Below are 19,839 nucleotides of genomic sequence, written 5' to 3' on the forward strand. Positions count from 1 at the left end.
TGTAATCACTTTCTGGCTTATTTTATACTGCTTCTATTTCAAACTGGACTGTAATACCACTTGGATCTACCACTGTAAATCCATTTGTAGTTTCATTTATTTCATGTTGTTTTTCTATTAATCTTTCTTTCACTTCATCTACCGCTTCTTTATGTGGCAGTATAATGGTATACACCTTCAGTCCAGTTGCATAGACTGGCGGATGCGGGTTATTTATCCCGTTCCACGTATTTGCACCAATATGGTGATGATAGTCTCCTGCTGAAATGAATAAGCAATCCTCTTCACGCTGTTGTACTTCAAAACCTACAGTTTCTACATAAAACTCATACGATTTTTCTACATCAGCTATTCGTAAATGCACATGTCCAACAACAGTATCGGCTGGTAAACCGTCAAACTCATAGTCAACGAGTGTTGCCAGTTCTTTTAAATCTAGTGGCGTACTTCCTCCTGGTCCTTCTCCCCATTGATCGCGCGGACGGTCTGCATAAATTTCGATACCATTCCCCTCTAAATCTTGCAAATAAAACGCTTCGCTATACGTATGATCACTTGCACTATTAAACCTTGAAATTGGTAAAATTTCATTTGAATATGTATAACGCCCTTCTTGCTCAGCCGGACTATCAATTACGTTCTTATTGCGAATAACACCAAATAGTGCCGAAGCAAAAGCTTCACGAGTCGGAACTAAAAATGCAACATGATATATACCAGTCGTACGTGGTTCTTGCAGTACCCCGTCCTCTAACTTTTCAAGAACAAGTAGCGTACTATTACCACCCTTTCCTGTTAAATATGCCTTATTCCCCTCTCTCTTAATTACCTCTAAACCTACAACATTCTCATAAAAAGCAATTTGACGCTCTAAATCTTTCACTTTAAATTCAACATGACCAATGCGTGTTTTCGGATGAATTTGTACCATGGATAACTTCATCTCCTTGTCCTTATATATTTTCCAATACATATAACCGTTACTATGAAGGATACAACTAAAATCAACCTATGTAAATAAGAAAAGTCTGAATTGAAAATCTTTTTATTTTCATAACAAAAAAGTCATCTCTTCTAATTTTTAGAAAAGATGACTTTATAAAAATCAATCTGCTATAATTCTTATCTCATTTTATGTACTTCAGCAACTAACTTTCCACCTTGTATGCCCATATAAAGCTTCACAGGTGCATCATTCGTATTTTCAAATACTAAGTCTAAATATGGATATGCAATTGTAGCGTCTCTTCCTTGTGGAACATAACCTACTGTTTTAGAGTGTGTTGTTCTTTCCACCATTTTCAAACCAGCTTGATCTGCTGCATTAAATAAAGTTGAAGATGTTTGACAAACACCACCACCATATCCATCTACTAATTTACCATCTACAATTTCTTTTCCTAATTGATAGCCTTTATCTGGCGTTGTATCACCGATTAATGCATTAAAAGAAAAACTATCTCCTTTTGCTAATACAACTCCATTTATGCTTTCTGCTGACAAACGAATATTTTCAATACGACCACCAGTTGACCCACCTAAGTTCGTTTCATATCTACCAATTACAGTACCACTTCCTTGAGCATCAGCAAGTGTTGCAACAGGCTTTTTCTCCACAATTGGTAACTGATAAGTAGAATCCCACATGCCTACATTTAATAATTTATTCACTAATTCTTTTTCCATTAGTTCATAAGAAGGTTTTCCTTCTTGCCAACTTCCATCAGGAGCCATACGTGAAGGTACCATCTTTTGATCGACACTTTTCCCAACCTCACTAGCAACCTTCGTTACCGAATTTTTAAATTTCGCTTCATCTTCAAAATAACCTAAACTCGATAAATCTAGCTTTTTCACTTCAGTACCAGTACGACCATCAACTAAACTAATCGTATCCTGCACTTCTGCTTTAGCTTCTACAGTGTGTCCACCAATATCACTTACTAATGCAACGTCACTTACTTTTGCACCACAACCACTCACTACAGCTACGCATAGCACCCCAACTAAAATACCCTTTATTTTACGGAACAATATACTCTCTCCTTTTCCCCGATATTACTTTTATGTATCATTTCATTTTATGTATGTTTTGTTACAATCATTTTACAATATGTTTATAAATTGTTACAAGTTATTTTTCACTCTATTAAAATTACTCTTTTCTTTTGTAAATGTCTATACATATTTATATAAAAATTAGAGTATAGCAGATTTTTAACCTTTATGTAACTTCTCCCCTTCTATCCAGTATATACCATTAAACGAAAGGACAACAAATTTTAACTACTCCATGTTCTTATTATATGAGAGGAAATCCTATGAACATAATTAGGTATTTGCCGTGCCACCCCTCCGCTTTTGCACATACATTATGGTGAATTTAACCTAATTTAAAGAAATGGAGGATGTTTTATGTACCCCTACAATCCATATGATCCATATAATCAATATGCGTACCAACAACCACAATATGACTTACAAGCACAATACCAATCCTATATAGATCAAGCAGAGCAAGCGAATCCATATGATCAAAATCGACAATTTCAAATTCCAATCTCTTTTCCTGGGACTGGTGGACGTCAATTAGAAAGACGAGTAAATGAGCTTGAACAAAGAGTACGTCAACTAGAAAACACGGTTGAGCGCCATACACGTAGACTAAACCGCTTAAACCAACGTTTACGTACAGTAGAAAACCGATTGAACATTCCATTTTCAGCATTAGAAGACGGATTTTAATTTCAAAAATAAAAAATATATGAAGGAAGGGACTCACCCTTCCTTCTTTAAATTGACGAAAGTTTTTTCCATCTCTATACTGATAAGAGTTAATGAAATGAAACAAGGTGATAAATATGGATTTTGAAATAAATTTTCTTTCCTTTTATGTTGTACAAGTAGAAGGAAAAGGTGAAGCAGTTGATAAACGCTATAAACATTTTCAAACTTTAGATGCTGAGGAATATGAAGATAGCTCCTTAAAAGAATTTTTGAATGGTGAATTATTAAAAATTTCAAAGCGAAAAGTAGAACGTCACGCAAAAACAGAACAAGCCCCAACAAAAATCGGTCGCTTTATTGTAGAAGAAGGGCACGAACTCGATTCAAACCCTCATTACAACTTATTTAATCGTATTCGCTTTGCAGACACAAAAGAAAACTTCAAAGATATGAGCGAACCTCTCGTTTATACATATCTTGACACAAGTGCTGTACGTGGTGGTGTATTTTTAATCGCTCAAGCAAAATTACGCAAATACTTTGATGATCCATTCGTATTCGTAATGAAATGTGACTTCGAACCAAAAGTCGCTTCCATTTCTGATGAATCAACGCTTATTCGTAACGTTGAAATGGCCATCACAACAAAGAATATGAAATCTATCCAATACCCATACATGCCTGAAGAAGGCATGGTCGAAGTAGGCGAACTAAAAATACACCAAGCATCACACGCCCGCTACTTTGAAGACTTCTTAAAATTCGTCGAGTACGAACGCTCTATGCCTGAAATTATGAAAACACAAGTAATGGACATGGTATACGACCAAATTGAAGACGTCTTTGAAGAAGGTACAGAAGAACGCGAACAATTCGACCAAGCGATGGAAGTATGGGCTGCCAGTCCCAAACGTGAAATTATGGAACAATTTTCAACCGAAGAAGTAATGGAAGCGACTGCTCAAATCGTCGAGCACGCCCCTGAAGTGGAATTAAAGTTAAAAGCAGATCATATCTCTGTGAAGGCTCTGCTGGCTGATTTTGGTGATCAAATACATATTGCGAAGGTAAATGACCGATACGTACTAATGATCGAAGCAGACACACTTACATTCGAAAAAGGCTTCTCTCCGATTGAGTTCTTAAAACCAGATGAGTTGCAAGATGTGATTGAGCGAATTGAGAATAAGCAGCAGTATAGCTATGGCTCAGGGGAAATTGAATAGAACAATGTAAAAAATCCTANNTAGGATTTTTTACATTGTTCACATACTTTTCTATTACTATCATAAGACAACTTTCTAATTTTATATACTTGATTTAAGGAGGGAAATACACATGATTATAGACTATAGTCCTCATTCTTTAACTGAAATCCGCATGATTCCCATTGAAAAAATAAATCCATTGTATAATCCACACATTACAAAATCTTATTCAAAAAAAATGCCCAGTACTATTGAATATCTCGATACATTTGATTTACTCTTACCAGTTGAAAAACATCCTCAAAAAGATGAATACATTTTAGTAGGGAAATATGATTGTTACAACTTTATAACTAATACCCCACATATAAGACAAGTGCCCTGTATTATTGAAGATTTCACAGAAAAATCTTCACAATACCTCAAAATACTTCGTAGACTTCATACTAGAGGCGATTCCCATAAAACTAATAGACAATTTATTTTAAATAAACTCGAGGAAAATCATTTCCCCCTTTTACAAATTTTAAAACAGACAGGTTTTACTAAACACGATTTACGCGATTACAATTATAAAATAACCGTTCCAAAAAACTACATAAACAGCCATACCACTGAAAAAACTTTGAATTGGATTAGTGATTTAAAGTTAAAAAGCACTATTAAACAATTTTTATATACATGTGCAGGTCTTCCAATAGGGAATCATATGAGATTAACTGAAGAGAAGAAAAAATTCCTTCAACATTTCTTTGCACATGCAAACGAATTTGAACAATTAACTAATCGTCAACAGATTAAGATTCTAACCAACGCCTTAAATTTCAAAGCAATAATGACTGCTCAATTACAACAGCAAATTAATTACTATTTAATAAAATGAATTTAAAATTATTTACTTAGAGATAGGAGAATGTCACTTAACCTCCGCATTCTCCTCCATCTCAGCCAAATACTTAAGCTGCCTTTCCGCCTTTCTTACCGCCGTACAAAAATGCTTTTTCAGAAGTTCTACTGTATTTTCACTTATATAATATCTTTCCGTTATACTTTCCCACGTGTCACTGCTTTCAAATGCACTCCATACAAAAGGTCGTTCTGTATTTTTCCGCAGTTCTTTAAATACCCATTTGCGCATCTTTTTTTTCGCTTTTTCTGTTAATTTCCCGTTCTTTACAAGTTCAAGTTCCCCATGTCTTTTGTATCGTTTATAAATATCTCTCTCGCTATATACTTTAAGAAGTATTTTCGCTGTATTCTCAGCATCTGCTAAAGCACGATGCTGTTTTCCTTCCCATGTTAAACCAAGCTGTTCCACTGCAAATTGTAAACTTGGCGTATGTTCAAATAATTCTTCATACGCTTGAAAAACAAATTTTTGCAAATCAAATCTACTTTCTTTTTCCATACATGGGCATTCTACACCGTATAATGTACAATCATGAGATAGAAAACGATAATCTTCTGTTCCCCATGAAACAAATATAGAATCTTCTCCGATGAACTGAATAAATTTCTCTATAATTTGAGGGAATTTTTCTACACCAATTAAATCTTTCTTTGTAATTCCCGTTAATTTCGTTGTATGACGAGTTAATCGAGCACTCGGTTTCACTAACTCCGAAAATTCTCCAATAATCTTCATTGTACTTGTATCTATTTTTACAGCTCCGATATCAACTATCTCTGACGGATCTTCTGATTTATATGGCCTGAAATTCCTCTCAATATCGAACACAATAAAATGTGTAGCGTTTTTCAATTTTGATACCTCTTTCTAATTCCTTTTAATACGATAGCTTAATTAGCACTTTAAAAACCTTTTCTATCTATTAGAAGTTTCGCTTTTATTTTCAGTATCTATTTATAATTGTAGTTTATACATGAGATACCTTTAATTAAAAAATGAAAATTCAGTCTCATTATCATATGTAGGTAGGAGGACATCTATAAAAATGCAAAAAAAAGAAGGGCTCGCCCTTCTTTTTTCAAAAATTACTTCTTGTTTACGTTTGTAGCTTGAGGTCCACGGTTACCTTGTTCTACTTCGAAAGTAACTTCTTGACCTTCTTCTAAAGATTTGAAGCCGTCGCCTTGGATAGCTGAGAAATGAACGAATACGTCTTCTCCGCCTTCAACTTCGATGAAACCAAAACCTTTTTCTGCGTTAAACCATTTTACTTTACCGTTTTGCATGTAAAAAATCCTCCTACAATGTACCTATATGTACATATTCATTTTCAACCACTTTACAATAATACGTCATAAATTAAAAAACTGCAACCCCCGAAGGAGATTTAACATTGCTATCCTCCTCGGAAGTTACAGCTCATTTAAATCTCTATATTATTAAAAGTAAAATGGTTTAAAGTAACTATATCATATCAATATAATAAATGTAAAGTTTTTTTGCTATACAACTTTTTTCTGCCACTGCATCGCTTTTGATTCACCTGATCCAGCTACAACATAACCTTCTTTTTGATTAACGATGCGCCAACCATGCCCTTTAACTGAGTCACATACTGTAACAATACCTTCATCAAGATGAACACGGCAAACCGTACTAACCCCTGCCTTATTTTGCGTTGAAGTCGTATATAGCACGTGTTGATCTACACTTAAGTCTAAATAACTACTTGCTTTCTGCTCATTTTGACATATATGCCAACGTATTTTTTCAATCTCAATACTTTCATCTATTTTACAAAAAGAAATATTTCCGCTAATTCCCTTACACGACCCACTTGCCGCTACTAAATAAGAATTATGTATAGTCAACGCAGAAATCATCTGATTCTTCGCTATTTTAATCCTTTTTAATTTACGTGTCTCTAAATCAAATAGCCAAACACCACCATTTTTCGCATGTATTTTCGTACCGATAAATAAGTAATGTTTATATAAAAATAACGAACGAATAGACGGTGCATCACTACCGTAATCAAGAAATGGATGAATGGTCTCCCATGTAGAACCGAAATTATTAGAATGATACAACGTTTTATCTCCATGAGCAACAACCGTTCCACACTCATTACTACACACATTCCAGCTCGTTGCTTTCGTCGGGAAACGCCGAACCTCCCATGAGTCTCCACCATTCATACTACGAATAAAAACTCCTTCGTCTCCTACTCCGTAAACTACGTTACCTTCACTGTGTAAATCTCGAATTCGTTTTTGAAACCCATTAAAAATCTGTTTCCATTCTCCATCTTGTGCAATGAATAAACCATTGTATGTAGTAGCTAACAACAGTTTTCCATCTCTCAACTTTGTAATAGCAGTTGCACTTAGCATTGTCTCCACGTTGACACTCCCATTCTTAGAACTTCTCAGCAAATGCAATTGCAAAATCACTGCATTTTTCGATATCCTCTTTATCTTCTGGAGCTAATTCGATTTTCAGTCCTTCTTGTACAAGCTCTGCACCACGTTCTACGAGACGTTCTTCAAATATCGTCACCGCTTCACAAAACAGTTCATACGCCGTATCACCTGATCCGAATACCGCTACTTTTTTCCCTGATAAATCTATATTTTCTAAGTCCTCATGAAAATCTTCCGCTTCAAATGGTAATTCACCATCGCCCCACGTATAAGATCCTAAAATGATTCCATCATAAGCTAACAAATCTTCAGCATCCATACCTTCCATTTCTTGCAATACTACTTCATGATCAAAAGCATCTAAACTTACTTTAATTAAATCAGCAATACTCTCTGTATTTCCTGACATACTTGCATACGCTATTAAAATTTTTGCCACTTTGGCATCCCCCTCTTACAATAAATGATTCTCATTCTCATTATATTAATAATGATAATCAATTTCAATTATAATTTTTATTTTTTATTCCATAAAAAAAAAGCACAGATGTCTATACGACCATCTGTGCTTTTTTTACTTTTTAAAAATACCAAACGGCTTCCCAACTGGTAATACAACTTTTCCGAAGTGTGTATTTAACACTGCTGCTGCTGAACCATAGAAAGATAATAATGAAATACATAGTTCAGAATACGCTGCTAAATTATGCATTGCGTGCGGCATAACACCTAAAGTACTTAATGAAAGACCAATAAATAAGAAATCAATAAGTACGAAAATCATAAATAATACTTTATGTGTTTCCATTGCACCAATTGTCATAAAGATTGTAAAAATCAAGTATCCGATAAAGGCTACACCAAGCTGTTTTGAATCTGCAGTTTGGGCTAATTTTTCGCCAAATACGCCAAGTTGAATTAACCAAGTCGTTCCAACACCTAACCAAAATAGGCCGTACGCACCAAATGCTGTTGTACCGAACGTATTGTTATGCTTTGCATCGTGAATACATGCAAAGATTTGTGCAAATCCTCCTAAAAAGATTGCCCATGGTAATATAAGTGAAACACCATCTGTTAAACCTAATTTTTGAGATGATGCTACAAGTGTTACCATTGCTAATCCAAATAAACCGATTCCAGATGGATCTGCTGTGGTCATTTTCACATGATGTGTATTCTGATTGCTCATATAAACCTCCTGATTATAAACATACTCGAATACAATACTTAAATCAGAAGGCTATGTCAATGGTTTTTTTTGTATGTTGTCAGACCTTAAATTTTATAATAATCGAGTATACTTTCGACCACTTCATAAGGTTTTATATTCACATTTTCCAACTCGTTTATCGGCATCCATAACGGAATATAACTTCCTCTATCTTTCTTCTTAAACTCCTCAGCTTTTCCACTTCCGAAAACTCCATCCGTAATATAGGCATCATAATAATATTCGGTCCCTCTATACTTTACCTTTGTAATAAGGCGCTTCACTTCTATATGCACTCCTAATTCTTCATACACCTCTCGCTTCGTTGCTTCTTCAGGTGTTTCATCTTCCTCAATTCCCCCGCCTGGAAAAACAAAATATATCTCATCTTCTCGAACACGTTTGATAAGGGCAATTTTTCCGCCCTGCACAATGATAGCTGCACCGCGATTTCTTATCATTTCATTACCTCAATACCAATCGCAACTGTTCCCCACTTTTCTTCTTGTTCTTTCGTATATATTTTGTATGTACTTTCTAACATTTCCTCTAAACTATCATTTTCACAATCCAATAATTTTTTATCCATTTGTTCATACATTTCTTTAAAACGTTCGTATCGTTTTATCTCCGTTACTTTTACAGCCATCGTTTCTGCTGTTGTAAGGTTCGTAAATACAATTTCATCGCCTTCTTTAATAAGTTGACGTTTTTTATCGTATAGCCGTACTTCATATACTTTTTTTCCTGATTGGATTGACTGAAAAGGTCTATTATATAGTCCCATTTCGTATCGCATACATTCCACTCCCTTTTATTCATTTCTCCCACTAACATACTTACACATTACCAATTCATGCAACATATTATCCATATCCATTACTTGCTTTAGAAAGGATGCTAAATTTATATTTAGATCAAAACCTGAATATAGTAAATATGATATAGATGATTATATTTATAGTAAAGTCGGTCCAAAACGAAGTTGATCTCCAACAATGTTAGCATCTCCTTCTTGGACAGTTACAAATACTCTTCCTGTAACAGTTCCCGTAGACGGCATTGCAAAACCTGAAATAATAGCATCAATGATTTCTTGACCTATATACACTGATAAATTTCGAAGTGGTAAACTCTCATTTTGATAAACTCCCTCAAAGTTTCCAGCCTACCAATTAAATTGGCAGCAGTTCTTGCGATAGAAACACTCTCAGTTGTATATGTCCTGGCTCCTCCATTAACAAAGTTTGTTACATTGACAGATCTAGATCCTTGTTGAGCAGTTAGAGAATCCGGTGCAACTGAAAATGTTCCTGCCGGTGTTGTAAAACGGTTCATAAAAGGCACATAATCATCTCATTTCATCTATAGTAAAAAGTAATTTATACTATAAAATGTAGACAACCTATGGGATGTACGTTGTCCAATAAAATTCTGCACATACGAGAGGGGTTTGTAAAATTATGCGCTATGTAATCATAACAGGAACTTCACAAGGTTTAGGTGAAGCAATTGCCACGCAATTATTAGAAAAAAATACAAAGGTCATCTCTATTTCTAGAAGAGAAAATAAAGAGCTTACTAAACTCGCAGAGCAAAATAACAGCAATTATACTTTCCATTCCGTAGATCTTCAAGATGTACATAACTTAGAAACTAACTTTAACGACATCCTTTCATCTATTAAAGAAGATACTGTATCATCTATTCATTTAATTAATAATGCAGGCACAGTTGCACCAATGAAACCAATCGAAAAAGCAGAAAGCGAACTTATCATTTCGAACGTTCAAATTAATTTAATTGCACCAATGATTCTTACTTCCACCTTTTTGAAACATACGAAAGAATGGAAAGTAGATAAACGCGTTATAAATATTTCATCTGGCGCAGGAAAGAATCCTTATTTTGGATGGGGCGCTTATTGTACAACGAAAGCTGGTGTAAATATGTTTACACAATGCGTTGCTACTGAAGAAGTTGAAAAAGAATATCCAGTAAAAATTGTCGCTTTTGCACCAGGCGTTGTTGATACAAATATGCAAGCACAAATTCGTGAAACAAATAAAGAAGACTTCACAAATTTAGACCGCTTCATCGCATTAAAAGAAGAAGGAAAACTACTGTCACCTGAATATGTTGCGAAAGCAATTCGTAGCTTACTAGAAACTGAGGAATTCCCTCAAGGTGAGGTTATTAGAATTGATGAATAACAAAAAGGCGTGCCAGAATAGCACGCCTTTTTTGTTCTACTTCTCTAAAAATATGAGCACAGACTCCGCAATTTGTTCATAACCAATTTCTTGATAAATTTTATTAGATGTCGGATTCGCTAGATCAGTATATAATGTAGTCGTCTTGTACCCTTCATCTAACAAATGTTGACTGAGGGCGGCTACACAAATAGATGCAAATCCTTTTTTCCGTTCTTCTTTCGGTGTATATACGAAATTAACTGTTATGTTATTTTTAGTTGGTCGCGTTTTTGCAGCTACAGAAACAAGTTTCCCGTCCACTTCCAAACCGAATAGACGATGATTAGTGAGTAATGTATGCGAGGTTTGTTTTGCTTCTTCTTCCGTCGTAGGTAGCCTCACATCTTCGCAGAATCGATATATCCACTGCTCTATTAATGGTAGCTCATCACTACTTACTTCTCGAAAAATTCCATCTCCGTTCCACTTCTTCTTTACTTGTTTCAACTCATACACACCTTGTTCCATTACAACATTCGTTTTCTTATTTTCTAACACCGCAATCTCTTCCGCTAATTTTTGTACAACTTTTTTATTACCGATCAATCCAGGAATATCTGGATATACTTTTGTTAATTTTTTTGCAAGTTCCTTGATAGCTACTACCGAAATTTCAGAAGTTGCAACAATTATTTGTTTTTTTTCTTCTGTTTGAAGAAATACAACTGCAATTTCTTCCCCTTGTTTTGCTACCCCCATAAATGTTGGTTCTTGGACCATTTGTAATACACCTAATATGAGATTATTTTCCTGCTCATTCTTTTCTAAAAATGGTGTAACATCCTCTTTAAAGCGAAGAATCTCTTCATATACTTGTAAGTGAATCATCGACAATCTCTTCTCTCTATTTATATTTTTTATTAAGTATTGGCGATTAATTCATTAAATCCTTCTTTTACGATTCAACAATATTCGAAATTAATGCGTTCAATTCATTTTCGACCTGTAAAATCCTTTGCTTTTCAGCTTCAAATACTAATTCTTCTTTTACATAAGATGCTTTACGATTTTGAATCATACGCTCCATTTCTTTTTTACTCGGTCCACCATATACATTTCTTTTTTGAATAAAAGCTTCTGGTGATATAATTTCTTTCCACTCTTCTTCTAATAAATGCACTTTCAAATTTTCTTGTAAATACAGATTTACTTCTTCGAAATGTAATTCATGAAGCTCCTTTTTCTGCTCTAATGACATATTTGCAATCGTACTTGCTGCATGATGCGCATGCCGAAATGGAATGTCATAGTTTTTTGTTAAAATATCTGCGAAATCTGTAATCGTAATTGCATGTTTATAGGAACGATTTTTTAACGTTTCTTCCTCTACTCTCATCGTCCGAATCACTGCGTTCATAATACAAAAAACACGAATCGCCTTTTCAATTCCTTTATATAAATACGGCTGCAAGTCATCCTCCGTATCGACAATATCACCAAATGGTGTATTATGAATCATTTGAAATACAGTGAAAGCCTCCCCTAAAGCACTACTCGTAATAGCACGCGCATGCTCAATTGAAACGGGATTTCGCTTTTGCGGCATAATACTACTAATTTGTACATATGGATTCGCAACAGTAATCCCATTATATTCTTTCGTCGCTAATAATAAGAAGTCATGAATCCATCTACTCGCATTTGTCATAATTACCATAAGTAATGAGCTAACTTCTAATAAATAATCTGCTCCAGCAACAGCATCATATGAGTTCTCGATTATATTTGTAAACCCAAGTAAATGGGAAACTCGTTCTCGTTTAATGGGGAAACTTGTTGTAGAAAGGGCAGCTGCTCCCATTGGAGACTGATTTACAAGATGATACGTTTTTTTCATCCTTTCTAAATCTCGTTGCATCGTATCATAAATTGCTAAAGTATAATGACCAAATGTTGTTGGCTGCGCTGGTTGGGTATGTGTATAAGCTGGCATGATTGTTTCCTTATGGTCATCTGCAAGTTGCAATACACTTTCTTGCAATAACAAATGATGTTCCATTAACCGTAATACATATCGCCTTAAACTCATGCGATACATCGTTACCCCCATATCATTTCTACTTCTACCGATATGCATATTACTTACAAAATCGCACTTTGCTTCTTGAGAAATTAAATATTCCACTAAAAAAAAGAGATCTTCGTGCTGTTCCGTATATACCAATTGATTTTTTGGTATTCCTTCTACCTTTTTAAGTGCGTTTAATATTACTTTAGCTTCTTCCTTTTTCATTAATCTTTCTTCCGTTAGCATCATAATATGCGCTTTATGCACCTGAAACATATCTTTCAATAAGTAGTTACGTTGAAAATCAAATACATGTTGTAATACGCAATCCACATATGTTCTTCCAGGGAAATCAGCGCCTTCACTCTTTATAAACTCCTCTTTACTCTGTTTCATCACCTTTTCCCCTTTCACCTAAGTATTACTACCCATCATACCCAGTGATGGCAAAAAAGTGCTTGTAAATAAAAATAAACTCGGCGCTTAAAGCACCGAGTTTATTTAATAAAAGTCGCATCATACTTATCACTTTGCAACACTTGGAAGTGTAAATTCGCTAAATGTTTACGTATTTCTGCGCTGTCGTCTTCATTTAAATTATTTGCTAAAAACACAATTTCTGTACAGTTTCCGCGTTTATCCATTGCATAAACTGCTTTTGTAACCGTCCATGGTGTATAACCATTTTTTTGCCCAGCATGTCTGAATGTTTTACGATATTTCTTGGCACTCATATCTGTTTCAACGATATTCGCCCACACTTTTTCTTCTGCTTCTGTCAGGCCACCTTTATGATTTGCCTTTTGAAGCAATACCATATAATCATTTGCCGATGCAGCAGGAAGTCGATCTGACCAAATTTTATCATATTGTTCCTCTAAATAAAGAGGAATTTCTTTCTGTAATAATGGTCCTTTCTTTTTTAAGCGTTCATGAATGATCATCGCATATTCACGATACTGCTCTTGAGACATTTCTTTTAACTTTTTCTCTATTTTATATTTTGGAACATGTAATTCTTTATGCAAATATCCGGGAATGTATAAAGATGAAACAATCGGAAATAGCGGTTGATGTGCAGGAAGCGCTAAACTTTGTAAATTCTGATTAATATTGTCTAGTCCTAATACCTCCATTAAATATTCAGTATTTGCATTTGAACTGAACTTAACCATTCCTTTTGCAACTTCTTCTAAAGAGACTGCCCCTTCAGTTATCTTTCCTTTTTTTTGCAAATAGCTTTGCCATCTATCTTGTGCACCACCATCTGTATTCGGTACATAATAACGATTCACATCGTTAATTGAAACGAAACTAGACGGATCAATTTTCCCTTCTGTAACTTGTTTCGTATATTCAAGCGCCACAATTAACTTCATCGTACTAGCAACTGGCAATACAACATTTGGATTTACAGAATACACAACTTTATCATTTCTCTTTACTAGAACCGCGCTATTTTTTTCATCTTTATGTTCTTCAATAAAAGATGCTATATACTGCGCATCATCATTATTTGAACTCCACACTTTTTTCACTAAAAAGTTACCCGATATTAGCAAAACAAAAATACCCACAATTACTGCGCATACTATAGTTTTTTTCAAGTAAAATTCCTCTCCTATTGTGTAACTCTTCTCTCTTTATCTTTTTAAACATAAAATAATGGAGATGGTTATGTACATAACCATCTCCATTATTTTAACTTGTATGTTCCTATTATGTCTACGTCATAATTTTCACAAAATCCTCAAGAAACTTTTTATAATGCAATGACCAACCAATTCTCACCCAATTTTTCAATGCTTGCGTATCAGGTTGCGGGCGAAAATCAGCGATACTTTCTCCTTTTGCAACTCCAACCGTATCAACATCAACACGGCGATACACGTAATCTAAAAGAGATTGATTTGCCGCTACCATCATCGTAACTACATCGTGCACTGGGCTCCCTTTTATTTTTGGATCCAGATTTTTATAAGCTTTATAATAATAATTGAAAATCGGCTCTATTAATTTCTTGAAATTCGTTTTAGAATGTTTCGTAATGTATTTCACCATTTCCGGTGTAATAATCGCTTCTGAGGTAACGTTAAGCGGTATCAATGTCACATTTTTTGCATTTTGCATAACTAATTGTGATGCAATTGGGTCACCATGAAAATTTGCCTCTGCGACTGGTGTAACATTTCCAGGCATTAAAAAAGCACCGCCCATTATATAATATTCCTTCACATACTTCATCATCGGTTTCTCCAAAATAAATGCTGTCGCTAATGTTGTTGATCGACCAGCATCAACGATAATTAATTCCCCTTTATATTTTTCCAAAATGCGGAAAAACTCACAAAATGATTTTATATTTGGAGAAAAGGCTTTCGGAGGCTTTATAGGTCCCAAACCATCTGATCCGTGAATTTCCGGATAATATGTTACAAACCCCCCTGATAAAGGAATTTTTGCTCCATTAATAACAGGTATATCTTCTCGTCCTGCAAGTTGCAGTAAATACGCTGCATTACTTGTCGCCTTTTCTTGTGATACATTTCCATATCCCGTTACAACACCAACAATATCAATATCAGGATGCATAATTCCATACATGATAGCTAAAGAGTCATCTATTCCAGGGTCTCCTAAAAATAACACTTTTTTCATCGACCTCAACTCCATCCCCTCTATTGTTATTAATTTATGAATAACAATAGATATAAAGAATAAAAAAGAGCAAAATCATACGAAAAAACGCAGCCCTATTAGGACTGCGTTCTCCCTCTTACCTATACTGTTTTTCTCACAGTAATCATACTTCCAATTACATAAGCAATAAATGCAAAGCAAATTGGGAATACAACTGTATGTATACCGAATGGATTAGGGAAGCAAAGGTGAATCAACATATATGAACCTACCCCCACTATAATAGATGCGAGGGCTCCAGTTGCATTGCCTTTTCTCCAATACAGTCCTAACACAATCGGCCAAATGAATGCTGCTTCTAAACCACCGAAAGAAAATAAATTTAACCAGATTAAAAAGTCTGGAGGCTTAATAGCCGCAGCATATACAAATAACCCTACGATACCAGTAATCCACAGACTACCTTTTTTTATCGTACTATTCGTTGCATCTTTATTTATGTAATTCACATATATATCTTTAATAATTGACGAACTTACAAGTAATAATAATGAGTTTACAGTAGACATGATTGCAGCCATTGGTGCAGCCAAGAAAACTCCAGCTAACCAAGGTGGCAATACTTCCATCGCTAATAGCGGCATTACTTTATCTGGTACTGTTATACCTGGAAGTACTACTCGTGCAAACACACCTGTTAAATGCATACCAATCATAATTGTACCAACGACAATCGTCCCAATTATGAGCGCTTGATGCATCGCTTTTGAATTTTTATACGACATTGCACGCACGCTAATTTGCGGTAAACCAACGACGCCAATTCCAATTAAAATCCAATACGATGTAACATATGATTTCGTTAAACTACCATCCGCTCCGAATGGTGTAATTAAATTCGGATTAATTTGAACGAGTTCGTGCATAATCTTTTCAATTCCACCACCAGCGATGACAGTCGCAACTAAAATGATTGTCGTTCCAACTAGCATAATGATACCTAATATCGTATCTGATAACGCGACTGCTCGAAACCCACCAATTAATACGTAAACAAGTACAGAAAATGTAAATAAAAATAAGGCTGTTGTATAAGAAAGACCGGTAAGCGACTCAATTAATCGTGCACCGCCAACCCACTGAGCTACTGTTGCTGAAAATAAAAAGATTATGATACATATTGCAGAAAGAATAACTACTGCTTTATTGTTGTATCTTCCCTTTAAATAATCAATAAGCGTAATCGCTTCCATCTTCCTTGCGATAATCGCAAACTTTTTACCGATAACCGTTAAAACGATATATCCTGTTACAACTTGAATCGCTGATAATAGCACCCATCCAAGTCCCATATTGTAAGCAATACCAGGCCCGCCGATAAAGCTACTTGCACTACCGTACGTAGCAATCATTGTCATAGCTAATAATAAGCCGCCGAGCTCACGTCCACCAAGAAAATATTCTTGTAAAAATTTATTATTAGCAGTTGCTTGTACACGTCTTGATGCGTATACACCAATTAAAAACACAACGATAAATGAAATTATCATTGGAATGATTACATACCAATTCATCTCTTATTCCTCACTTTTTTCTTCCTCATCGAGTGAAATATCTTTAAATACAAAACGAACAACTAAACTAAGCAAAATAACCATTACGATAAATCCAACGATACAGCTATAAAAAAACCATGCTGGAAAACCTAATATATATGTATATTCACTTGGATCCTTGCTACCAAGCCCATAAGCAAATCCATACCATATTATGAAATTAATAATAGCTAATCCAAGACCAATTAACGCTTCTCTATGAGCAATTCGAAAGCGCGGATCATCATGATAATTCTTCATTTTCTCCCTCCTCTCACGATGTATAATTGTACCACTGTTCTTCTAGTTTTTCCTACTAGAAAACAAAAACGTGCAGGATTTTTTGTAATTGTATAGAATACCATGTATCATTACATATTTTTTACAATTGTAACACAATTGAAATTTGAATTTTCAGTATTTATTATTTATGATTTTAATTAGAGGCTTTTCATCTAGTTCCCACATCCTTGATTTCGGAATAAACGCCGTCTCGTACTGCGTTTACATTATATTTTCAAGGGGGTTATACAATGAGTCAACTAGCTGTAAATCTTCATGAAAAGGTAGAGAAATTTCTTCAAGGCACGAAAAAGTTATATGTAAATGGATCTTTTATTGAAAGCGCTTCCGGTAAAACATTTAAAACACCTAACCCTGCAACTGGCGAAACACTTGCTGTCGTTTCTGAAGCTGGTCGTGAAGACATTCATAAAGCTGTCGTAGCTGCCCGAATGGCTTTCGATGAAGGCCCTTGGTCACGCATGAGTACTGCTGAACGAAGCCGCCTTATGTACAAGCTTGCTGATTTAATGGAAGAGCATAAAGAAGAACTAGCACAGCTTGAAACTTTAGATAACGGAAAACCAATCCGCGAAACTTTAGCAGCAGACGTCCCTCTTGCAATTGAACATATGCGCTATTACGCTGGCTGGGCTACCAAAATCGTCGGTCAAACAATCCCTGTTTCTGGTGAATATTTTAACTATACACGCCATGAAGCTGTTGGTGTTGTCGGTCAAATTATCCCTTGGAACTTCCCACTTCTTATGGCAATGTGGAAAATGGGTGCAGCCCTTGCAACAGGATGTACAATCGTTTTAAAACCTGCAGAACAAACTCCACTATCCGCCCTATACTTAGCTGAATTAATTGAAGAAGCTGGATTCCCGAAAGGCGTTATTAATATCGTTCCTGGATTCGGTGAATCAGCTGGACAAGCTCTCGTTAATCATCCACTCGTTGATAAAATTGCATTTACAGGTTCTACTCCAGTCGGTAAACAAATTATGAGACAAGCATCTGAATCGTTAAAACGAGTTACACTTGAGCTAGGTGGTAAATCACCAAATATCATTTTGCCAGATGCTGATTTATCTCGCGCGATTCCGGCTGCACTTTCTGGTGTTATGTTTAACCAAGGGCAAGTGTGCTGTGCGGGCTCACGCTTATTTATTCCAAAGAAAATGTACGATAATGTCATGGCTGATCTCGTTCTATATTCTAAAAAATTAAATCAAGGCGTTGGTCTAAATCCAGAAACTACAATTGGTCCTCTCGTTTCTGAAGAACAGCAAAAGCGTGTAATGGGCTATATTGAAAAAGGCATTGCAGAAGGTGCCGAAGTACTTTGCGGAGGCAACAAACCATTCGATCAAGGATATTTCGTTTCTCCAACAGTATTTGCTGATGTAAATGATGACATGACAATCGCTAAGGAAGAAATTTTCGGTCCAGTTATTTCCGCATTGCCGTTTAATGATATTGATGAAGTAATTGAACGTGCAAATAAATCACAGTTCGGTTTAGCTGCTGGTGTCTGGACAGAAAATGTTAAAACAGCACATTATGTTGCAAGTAAAGTACGTGCTGGTACAGTATGGATAAACTGTTATAACGTCTTTGATGCAGCATCTCCATTTGGAGGATTTAAACAATCCGGCCTTGGCCGTGAAATGGGATCTTACGCATTAAATAACTATACAGAAGTGAAGAGCGTTTGGCTCAACTTAAACTAATGAGAAAGAACCTGATCTATCCGATCAGGTTCTTTTCATTATGTATTCCTTTAAACCTGCAGTCCCCCGCTCACGTTTAATACTTCTCCCGTAATATAAGATGCATATTCTGATGCTAAAAAGGCCGCTGCATTTGCAATATCTTCTGGTGTTCCAATTCTACCAACTGGAATCGATCCAACCATCTTTTCTTTCACTTTATCCGGTATTGTTTTTGTCATATCTGTATCCATAAACCCTGGACAAATTGCATTACAAGTAATACCGAAACTTCCGACTTCTTTCGCTGCTGTTTTCGTTAAACCAACAACTCCAGCTTTCGTTGCCGCATAGTTTGCCTGCCCAATATTTCCCTCTCTACTAATAGAAGAAATATTAATAATCCTTCCATACTCTTGCCGTCTCATATATAGAAGAGCTGGTTGCATACAATAAAACACACCTGTTAAGTTTACTTGCAGGACTTGTTCCCATGCTGGTTTCTCCATTTTATGTAACATAGCATCTCGCGTAATTCCTGCATTATTTACTAAAATGTGTAGTGCACCAAATGTTTGGACAGCATATTCAATTAATGATTTCGCATCATTTTGATTACTCACATCGCAACGATATTGCTTCACTTCATATCCTTCTGCTATTAATTCATTTGTCGTTTCTTGTAATTTTTCTTCATTCACATCACTTATTAATACTTTAGCCCCTAATTTCCCAAAAACCTTTGCGATTTCTTTTCCTATCCCTTGTGCACCACCTGTTATAACAGCTGTTTTCCCATTTAGAAACTCCATTCCTATCCCCCATTTCTATTACTTATACTGTATATTTCTGCTCGTTGCTTT

21 protein-coding genes and 1 pseudogene are annotated in these 19,839 nt (G+C 35.4%); 5 read left to right on the forward strand and 17 right to left on the reverse strand.

Features of this window, described 5'->3' with window-relative positions; all coding sequences use genetic code 11:
* Window positions 1–22 precede the first annotated feature (22 nt).
* Both COI75_RS21380 and COI75_RS21385 read right to left on the reverse strand, forming a co-directional pair.
* Window positions 23–931: a VOC family protein gene (locus tag COI75_RS21380; RefSeq protein WP_000249881.1), complete on the reverse strand. Its 909-nt coding sequence runs from the start codon at window positions 929–931 to the stop codon at window positions 23–25.
* Window positions 932–1,122: 191 nt separating this feature from the next.
* Window positions 1,123–2,034: a VanW family protein gene (locus COI75_RS21385; RefSeq protein WP_000488646.1), complete on the reverse strand. Its 912-nt coding sequence runs from the start codon at window positions 2,032–2,034 to the stop codon at window positions 1,123–1,125.
* 381 nt (window positions 2,035–2,415) lie between these two features.
* Between COI75_RS21385 and COI75_RS21390 the strand changes: the two genes are divergently transcribed.
* The 3 genes from COI75_RS21390 (at window position 2,416) to COI75_RS21400 (ending at window position 4,818) form a co-directional block, all read left to right on the forward strand.
* A complete protein-coding gene (locus COI75_RS21390; RefSeq protein ID WP_000283710.1) occupies window positions 2,416–2,745 on the forward strand; it encodes a hypothetical protein in 330 nt (109 codons plus the stop codon).
* Between the two features lie 116 nt (window positions 2,746–2,861).
* On the forward strand, window positions 2,862–3,953 hold the full coding sequence (locus COI75_RS21395) for a DUF3900 domain-containing protein (RefSeq protein ID WP_000345020.1): 1,092 nt from the start codon (window positions 2,862–2,864) through the stop codon (window positions 3,951–3,953).
* A 112-nt stretch (window positions 3,954–4,065) separates the two neighbouring features.
* Window positions 4,066–4,818, forward strand: coding sequence for a hypothetical protein (locus COI75_RS21400; RefSeq protein WP_000582686.1), 753 nt, complete (start codon window positions 4,066–4,068; stop codon window positions 4,816–4,818).
* A gap of 33 nt (window positions 4,819–4,851) precedes the next feature.
* Here COI75_RS21400 and COI75_RS21405 read toward each other — a convergent pair whose 3' ends face one another.
* The 8 genes and pseudogenes from COI75_RS21405 to COI75_RS21440 form a co-directional block, all read right to left on the reverse strand.
* Entirely contained in the window at window positions 4,852–5,697 is an 846-nt protein-coding gene (locus tag COI75_RS21405; protein ID WP_000786408.1) for an exonuclease, read from the reverse strand.
* Window positions 5,698–5,930: 233 nt separating this feature from the next.
* Complete coding sequence (gene cspB, locus COI75_RS21410) at window positions 5,931–6,131, reverse strand: cold shock-like protein CspB (protein ID WP_001179147.1); 201 nt, start codon at window positions 6,129–6,131, stop codon at window positions 5,931–5,933.
* A gap of 216 nt (window positions 6,132–6,347) precedes the next feature.
* The gene (locus COI75_RS21415; RefSeq protein WP_000449485.1) at window positions 6,348–7,247 is read right to left on the reverse strand and encodes a WD40/YVTN/BNR-like repeat-containing protein; all 900 of its coding nucleotides are present in this window, start codon (window positions 7,245–7,247) and stop codon (window positions 6,348–6,350) included.
* A 16-nt stretch (window positions 7,248–7,263) separates the two neighbouring features.
* Window positions 7,264–7,707: a flavodoxin gene (locus tag COI75_RS21420; RefSeq protein ID WP_001062750.1), complete on the reverse strand. Its 444-nt coding sequence runs from the start codon at window positions 7,705–7,707 to the stop codon at window positions 7,264–7,266.
* A 135-nt stretch (window positions 7,708–7,842) separates the two neighbouring features.
* A complete protein-coding gene (locus COI75_RS21425) occupies window positions 7,843–8,460 on the reverse strand; it encodes an acetate uptake transporter (RefSeq protein WP_000070820.1) in 618 nt (205 codons plus the stop codon).
* 86 nt (window positions 8,461–8,546) lie between these two features.
* On the reverse strand, window positions 8,547–8,942 hold the full coding sequence (locus COI75_RS21430) for an NUDIX hydrolase (protein WP_000620838.1): 396 nt from the start codon (window positions 8,940–8,942) through the stop codon (window positions 8,547–8,549).
* Window positions 8,939–9,280, reverse strand: a complete 342-nt coding sequence (locus tag COI75_RS21435; RefSeq protein WP_001268369.1) for an ASCH domain-containing protein — start codon at window positions 9,278–9,280, stop codon at window positions 8,939–8,941. The genes COI75_RS21430 and COI75_RS21435 overlap by 4 nt, the downstream gene beginning before the upstream one ends.
* Before the next feature lie 171 nt (window positions 9,281–9,451).
* Window positions 9,452–9,837, reverse strand: a pseudogene (locus COI75_RS21440) (hypothetical protein); the annotation flags it as partial.
* 107 nt (window positions 9,838–9,944) lie between these two features.
* On the opposite strand from COI75_RS21440, the gene COI75_RS21445 reads away from it, so the two are divergent.
* Complete coding sequence (locus COI75_RS21445; RefSeq protein WP_001271051.1) at window positions 9,945–10,694, forward strand: (S)-benzoin forming benzil reductase; 750 nt, start codon at window positions 9,945–9,947, stop codon at window positions 10,692–10,694.
* Between the two features lie 36 nt (window positions 10,695–10,730).
* Here COI75_RS21445 and COI75_RS21450 read toward each other — a convergent pair whose 3' ends face one another.
* The 6 genes from COI75_RS21450 to COI75_RS21475 all read right to left on the reverse strand — a co-directional run bounded on the left by COI75_RS21450 (window position 10,731) and on the right by COI75_RS21475 (window position 17,240).
* Entirely contained in the window at window positions 10,731–11,564 is an 834-nt protein-coding gene (locus COI75_RS21450) for a GNAT family N-acetyltransferase (protein WP_000581577.1), read from the reverse strand.
* 67 nt (window positions 11,565–11,631) lie between these two features.
* Window positions 11,632–13,140, reverse strand: coding sequence for an argininosuccinate lyase (gene argH / locus COI75_RS21455; protein ID WP_000814008.1), 1,509 nt, complete (start codon window positions 13,138–13,140; stop codon window positions 11,632–11,634).
* Window positions 13,141–13,241: 101 nt separating this feature from the next.
* Window positions 13,242–14,351, reverse strand: a complete 1,110-nt coding sequence (locus COI75_RS21460) for a serine hydrolase (RefSeq protein ID WP_000751374.1) — start codon at window positions 14,349–14,351, stop codon at window positions 13,242–13,244.
* A 118-nt stretch (window positions 14,352–14,469) separates the two neighbouring features.
* Entirely contained in the window at window positions 14,470–15,402 is a 933-nt protein-coding gene (locus COI75_RS21465) for a nucleoside hydrolase (RefSeq protein WP_098448630.1), read from the reverse strand.
* A 122-nt stretch (window positions 15,403–15,524) separates the two neighbouring features.
* Window positions 15,525–16,958: a sodium/pantothenate symporter gene (gene panF, locus COI75_RS21470; protein WP_001104840.1), complete on the reverse strand. Its 1,434-nt coding sequence runs from the start codon at window positions 16,956–16,958 to the stop codon at window positions 15,525–15,527.
* A gap of 3 nt (window positions 16,959–16,961) precedes the next feature.
* Entirely contained in the window at window positions 16,962–17,240 is a 279-nt protein-coding gene (locus COI75_RS21475; protein ID WP_000800719.1) for a YhdT family protein, read from the reverse strand.
* Between the two features lie 272 nt (window positions 17,241–17,512).
* On the opposite strand from COI75_RS21475, the gene dhaS reads away from it, so the two are divergent.
* Window positions 17,513–18,997, forward strand: a complete 1,485-nt coding sequence (dhaS, locus tag COI75_RS21480) for an aldehyde dehydrogenase DhaS (RefSeq protein ID WP_000080275.1) — start codon at window positions 17,513–17,515, stop codon at window positions 18,995–18,997.
* Between the two features lie 50 nt (window positions 18,998–19,047).
* Here the strand turns inward: dhaS and fabG are convergent, their stop codons facing one another.
* Entirely contained in the window at window positions 19,048–19,788 is a 741-nt protein-coding gene (gene fabG, locus COI75_RS21485; protein ID WP_000395017.1) for a 3-oxoacyl-ACP reductase FabG, read from the reverse strand.
* Between the last annotated feature and the right edge of the window lie 51 nt (window positions 19,789–19,839).

Origin of the sequence: Bacillus cereus (genome assembly GCF_002564555.1) — a bacterium.
GTDB lineage: Bacteria > Bacillota > Bacilli > Bacillales > Bacillaceae_G > Bacillus_A > Bacillus_A cereus_K.

Coding starts and splice junctions, on each gene's coding strand:
- COI75_RS21380 (WP_000249881.1), bottom strand. CDS start 931: ATGGTACAAATTCATCCGAAAACACGCATTGGTCATGTTGAATTTAAA.
- COI75_RS21390 (WP_000283710.1), top strand. CDS start 2,416: ATGTACCCCTACAATCCATATGATCCATATAATCAATATGCGTACCAA.
- COI75_RS21395 (WP_000345020.1), top strand. CDS start 2,862: ATGGATTTTGAAATAAATTTTCTTTCCTTTTATGTTGTACAAGTAGAA.
- COI75_RS21400 (WP_000582686.1), top strand. CDS start 4,066: ATGATTATAGACTATAGTCCTCATTCTTTAACTGAAATCCGCATGATT.
- cspB (WP_001179147.1), bottom strand. CDS start 6,131: ATGCAAAACGGTAAAGTAAAATGGTTTAACGCAGAAAAAGGTTTTGGT.
- COI75_RS21425 (WP_000070820.1), bottom strand. CDS start 8,460: ATGAGCAATCAGAATACACATCATGTGAAAATGACCACAGCAGATCCA.
- COI75_RS21430 (WP_000620838.1), bottom strand. CDS start 8,942: ATGATAAGAAATCGCGGTGCAGCTATCATTGTGCAGGGCGGAAAAATT.
- COI75_RS21435 (WP_001268369.1), bottom strand. CDS start 9,280: ATGCGATACGAAATGGGACTATATAATAGACCTTTTCAGTCAATCCAA.
- COI75_RS21445 (WP_001271051.1), top strand. CDS start 9,945: ATGCGCTATGTAATCATAACAGGAACTTCACAAGGTTTAGGTGAAGCA.
- COI75_RS21450 (WP_000581577.1), bottom strand. CDS start 11,564: ATGATTCACTTACAAGTATATGAAGAGATTCTTCGCTTTAAAGAGGAT.
- argH (WP_000814008.1), bottom strand. CDS start 13,140: ATGAAACAGAGTAAAGAGGAGTTTATAAAGAGTGAAGGCGCTGATTTC.
- COI75_RS21465 (WP_098448630.1), bottom strand. CDS start 15,402: ATGAAAAAAGTGTTATTTTTAGGAGACCCTGGAATAGATGACTCTTTA.
- panF (WP_001104840.1), bottom strand. CDS start 16,958: ATGAATTGGTATGTAATCATTCCAATGATAATTTCATTTATCGTTGTG.
- COI75_RS21475 (WP_000800719.1), bottom strand. CDS start 17,240: ATGAAGAATTATCATGATGATCCGCGCTTTCGAATTGCTCATAGAGAA.
- dhaS (WP_000080275.1), top strand. CDS start 17,513: ATGAGTCAACTAGCTGTAAATCTTCATGAAAAGGTAGAGAAATTTCTT.
- fabG (WP_000395017.1), bottom strand. CDS start 19,788: ATGGAGTTTCTAAATGGGAAAACAGCTGTTATAACAGGTGGTGCACAA.